We start from the raw sequence: 1938 nt of genomic DNA on the forward strand, positions 1-1938 counted from the left end.
ATAAATATGGGGTATTTCAAAAGTTAATCAGCATAATAATTTACTCCGCATTAGACTGTATGCCGAGCCTTGGTATGATGACAATCAATGCACTGGTCTCTTCCGATTCTGTGTTGATACCTGTGCAAGCCGCATATCTGCCGGTGAAAGGACTTCAGCAGCTGATCAAGACCATTCTTACAGTAAAGAAAAGACTGAACCGGAAACTGGCGATTGAGGGCATTCTCCTGACCATGGTAGATTTCAGAACCAATTACGCAAGGGATATTGCATCGAGAGTACATACAACCTACGGAAGTCAGATCGAGGTATTTGAAAATGTGATCCCGATGTCTGTAAAAGCTGCTGAGACCAGTGCAGAGGGAAAAAGCATCTACATGCACTGCCCGAAAGGAAAAGTTGCCGAAGCATATAAGAACTTAACACAGGAGGTTTTGAAAAATGAAAAATAGAAGTGGCGAAAAGATTAAATTGGCAAGCATTGATGAACTGCTGGGTGTGGTAAATGAAGAATCTGCAATGGAGATAGAAATCAGTAAGATCCATCCGTTTAAAAATCATCCGTTCAAGGTGCTGGATGATGAAAAGATGCAGGATCTGGTTGAAAGTGTAAGGATCAATGGAGTACTGACACCGGTACTGCTTCGAATGGATGATAATGAAGAATATGAAATGGTATCCGGTCATAGAAGAATGCATGCAGCACAGCTTGCAGGACTTACGACTATTCCGGCAATCGTAAGAGAATTATCGGATGATGATGCCGTGATTGCGATGGTGGACGCTAACATTCAGCGAGAGGAACTGTTGCCCAGTGAGAAAGCCTTTGCTTATAAGATGAAACTTGATGCAATGAAAAGACAGGGGAGTCGGACAGATTTAACTTTGTGCCAAAGTGGCACGAAGTCGAGAACAGATCAGTTATTAGGAGAACAGGTTGGAGAAAGTGCACGAAGTGTTCAGCGGTATATCCGACTGACAGAATTAATTCCGGAACTTCTTGATCTGGTAGATAACAAAAAGCTTCAATTCACGGTTGCTGTCGATATCTCCTATATCGACAAGGAAGTACAGGAATGGATTTACGAATATATCAGCGACACCGGATTTATCAAGCCAAAACAGATTGCAGCACTCAGAAATCAGCTGAATGATGGACCAATCAATCAGATCCAGATGTTATCAATTTTCAATAACTGTGTGATGGCAAAGAAAGTATCCCGGTCTCTTACTTTCTCAGAAAAGAAACTGACAAAGTACTTTCCGGATGATTATACAGCCAAAGATATGGAGCAGGTGATTGAATCATTATTAGAAAAATGGATGCAGGAACAGTCCTGTTAAGGATAGAAAAAGCTAAGAAAACAAAGTCAAAGAAGTTTAAAAAGAGGACTTCTTAGCAGAAAATGAAAGGAGGAAATTATGGAGAAAAAAATGACATTTAATTATTTTTACGGTACCGAAGCTGATCAGTTCAGCTTCTACCGCATACCAAAAGCATTATTTACAGACAGTTATTTTAAAGATTTATCGAGCGATGCTAAAATTTTATATGGACTGATGTTGGATCGAATGTCTCTTTCCATCAAGAATCAGTGGTTTGATGACAAAAACAGAGCATATATCTACTTTTCCATCGAAGATATCATGGAATTACTGAACTGTGGCAGAAATAAAGCCATCAAATCCATGAGAGAACTGGATGACGAAACAGGGATTGGCCTGATTGAGAAACGCAGACAGGGATTTGGAAAGGTGAACGTTATCTACGTGAAAACCTTTATGCCTGAGAAAACAGATGAGAAAAAATTTGAAGAGGAATTAAAGAAGTTTAAAAAACAAACTTCTGTGGAAAATGAGGAATCTACAGAAGTTTACATTTCAAACTTCATGAAGTCCCAAAATCAAACTTCTAGAAGTCCCGAAAACAAACTTCAA

General features: G+C 39.4%; 3 protein-coding genes. All 3 read left to right on the forward strand.

The features are described 5' to 3' along the window. Positions 1–452 (forward strand): ParA family protein (locus tag G5B11_RS18530; protein ID WP_173729311.1); only part of this gene is annotated, 452 nt, incomplete at its 5' end. Further along, positions 442–1344, forward strand: a complete 903-nt coding sequence (locus G5B11_RS18535) for a ParB/RepB/Spo0J family partition protein (protein WP_101872287.1) — start codon at positions 442–444, stop codon at positions 1342–1344. The genes G5B11_RS18530 and G5B11_RS18535, both read left to right, overlap by 11 nt. A 78-nt stretch (positions 1345–1422) precedes the next feature. Continuing rightward, the coding region (locus G5B11_RS18540) for a replication initiator protein A (protein WP_173729312.1) at positions 1423–1938 on the forward strand (516 nt) is incomplete at its 3' end.

Source organism: Blautia glucerasea (assembly GCF_013304385.1).
GTDB classification, from domain to species: Bacteria; Bacillota; Clostridia; order Lachnospirales; family Lachnospiraceae; genus Blautia_A; species Blautia_A ammoniilytica.

Bases quoted from the DNA above. Each gene is read 5' to 3' on its own strand.
- G5B11_RS18535 (WP_101872287.1), top strand. From the start codon at position 442: ATGAAAAATAGAAGTGGCGAAAAGATTAAATTGGCAAGCATTGATGAA.